This window comes from Pararhizobium mangrovi (genome assembly GCF_006516965.1).
GTDB lineage: Bacteria > Pseudomonadota > Alphaproteobacteria > Rhizobiales > Rhizobiaceae > Pararhizobium_B > Pararhizobium_B mangrovi.
This window is the reverse complement of the sequence record NZ_VHLH01000058.1, coordinates 1-2,500: the sequence shown is the minus strand read 5'-3', so window position 1 is coordinate 2,500 and position 2,500 is coordinate 1. Positions and strand designations below refer to the sequence as shown.

Annotated in this window: 2 rRNA genes (1 of these 2 cut by a window edge); both read left to right on the top strand. The window is 56.8% G+C overall.

The window, feature by feature from the left end:
• Nucleotides 1-1,939, top strand: a 23S ribosomal RNA gene (locus tag FJU11_RS18055) (it extends 867 nt beyond the left edge of the window).
• 256 nt (nt 1,940-2,195) lie between these two features.
• Nucleotides 2,196-2,310 (top strand): 5S ribosomal RNA (rrf, locus tag FJU11_RS18050).
• Nucleotides 2,311-2,500 lie beyond the last annotated feature (190 nt).

Genomic DNA, 2,500 nt, shown 5'->3' with positions numbered 1-2,500 from the left:
TTTAGGTAGAGCGTCGAGCGAATACCCACGGGGGTAGAGCACTGGATGGGCTATGGGGGCTTACCGCCTTACTGATCCTAACCAAACTCCGAATACCGTGGAGTACTACTCGGCAGACACACCATGGGTGCTAACGTCCGTGGTGAAGAGGGCAACAACCCTGACCTCCAGCTAAGGTCCCCAAGTTACGGCTAAGTGGGAAAGGATGTGAGGTTCCCAAAACAACCAGGATGTTGGCTTAGAAGCAGCCATCATTTAAAGAAAGCGTAACAGCTCACTGGTCTAGTTAAGGAACCTTGCGCCGAAAATGTAACGGGGCTCAAGCCGTACACCGAAGCTGAGGATTTGCACTTTGTGCAAGTGGTAGCGGAGCGTTCCGTAAGCCTGTGAAGGGATACCCGTGAGGGATCCTGGAGGTATCGGAAGCGAGAATGCTGACATGAGTAACGATAAAGGGAGTGAGAGACTCCCTCGCCGAAAGACCAAGGGTTCCTGCTTAAAGTTAATCTGAGCAGGGTTAGCCGGCCCCTAAGACGAGGCGGAAACGCGTAGTCGATGGGAACCACGTTAATAATCGTGGGCCTGGTGGATGTGACGGATCACGTGTGTTGTTCATTCTTACTGGATTGAGTGGGCAGCGAAGTGGTCCCGGGAAATAGCACCACCATTATAGACCGTACCCGAAACCGACACAGGTGGTCAGGTAGAGTATACCAAGGCGCTTGAGAGAACTGCGTTGAAGGAACTCGGCAAATTGCACGCGTAACTTCGGAAGAAGCGTGACCTTCATCCACGCAAGTGGGTGGGGGTGGCACAACCCAGGGGGTAGCGACTGTTTATCAAAAACACAGGGCTCTGCGAAGTCGATAAGACGACGTATAGGGTCTGACGCCTGCCCGGTGCCGGAAGGTTAAAAGGAGGTGTGCAAGCACCGAATTGAAGCCCCGGTAAACGGCGGCCGTAACTATAACGGTCCTAAGGTAGCGAAATTCCTTGTCGGGTAAGTTCCGACCTGCACGAATGGCGTAACGACTTCCCCGCTGTCTCCAACGCAGACTCAGTGAAATTGAATTCCCCGTGAAGATGCGGGGTTCCTGCGGTCAGACGGAAAGACCCCGTGCACCTTTACTATAGCTTTACACTGGCATTCGTGTCGGCATGTGTAGGATAGGTGGTAGGCTTCGAAGCCAGGGCGCCAGCCTTGGTGGAGCCATCCTTGAAATACCACCCTTATCGTCATGGATGTCTAACCGCGATCCGTTATCCGGGTCCGGGACAGTGTATGGTGGGTAGTTTGACTGGGGCGGTCGCCTCCCAAAGAGTAACGGAGGCGCGCGAAGGTGGGCTCAGAGCGGTCGGAAATCGCTCGTCGAGTGCAATGGCATAAGCCCGCCTGACTGCGAGACGGACATGTCGAGCAGAGACGAAAGTCGGTCATAGTGATCCGGTGGTCCCCGAGTGGAAGGGCCATCGCTCAACGGATAAAAGGTACGCCGGGGATAACAGGCTGATGACCCCCAAGAGTCCATATCGACGGGGTTGTTTGGCACCTCGATGTCGGCTCATCGCATCCTGGGGCTGGAGCAGGTCCCAAGGGTTTGGCTGTTCGCCAATTAAAGCGGTACGTGAGCTGGGTTCAGAACGTCGTGAGACAGTTCGGTCCCTATCTGCCGTGGGTGTTGGAATATTGAAAGGATCTGTCCCTAGTACGAGAGGACCGGGATGGACGTACCTCTGGTGGACCTGTTGTGGCGCCAGCCGCAGTGCAGGGTAGCTACGTACGGAACGGATAACCGCTGAAGGCATCTAAGCGGGAAACCAACCTTGAAACGAGTATTCCCTGAAGAGTCGTGGAAGACGACCACGTTGATAGGCCGGGTGTGGAAGCGCAGCAATGCGTGAAGCTTACCGGTACTAATCACTCGTTCGACTTGATCGTTCTCGTTGCCCGTGCTCATCGCCCACCCGCGATGAGCGGCAACTTTGTCCTGTCCTCACGCTGTCGCGATCTCCGGTCGCGACACTGCGGACGGCGCGCCGGGCGACCGGCGGGGCACGCTCGTGCCCTGCGGGTTCTCCCTCGAAAGGCGCATTGAAGACGTGTTCACAAAACCAGATGAAAAGTGGCTTCGGCCACCCAGCTTCTCGATCATGGCCTCGTGCGAAAGCACGGGGTCAGCTTTGCGCTTTGCCGACCTGGTGGTCATTGCGGGGTTGCCGCACCCGGTCCCATTCCGAACCCGGCCGTGAAAAGCCCCAGCGCCGATGGTACTGCGTCTCAAGACGTGGGAGAGTAGGTCGCCGCCAGGTCTGCAAAACGCAAAGACATCATCTTCTCCCCACCCTTCCAACCCCTTCCTCGATATACCCAATCGCAAGGATCCGCGCTTGTCGCCGGATCGCTCTGATATAACGCGGGGTGGAGCAGCCCCCGCCGGCCCGCAAGAAGGCGCCAGCCTTCGAGGACCGGCAAAACCAAGGATCCGGGCTGCCACCGGAT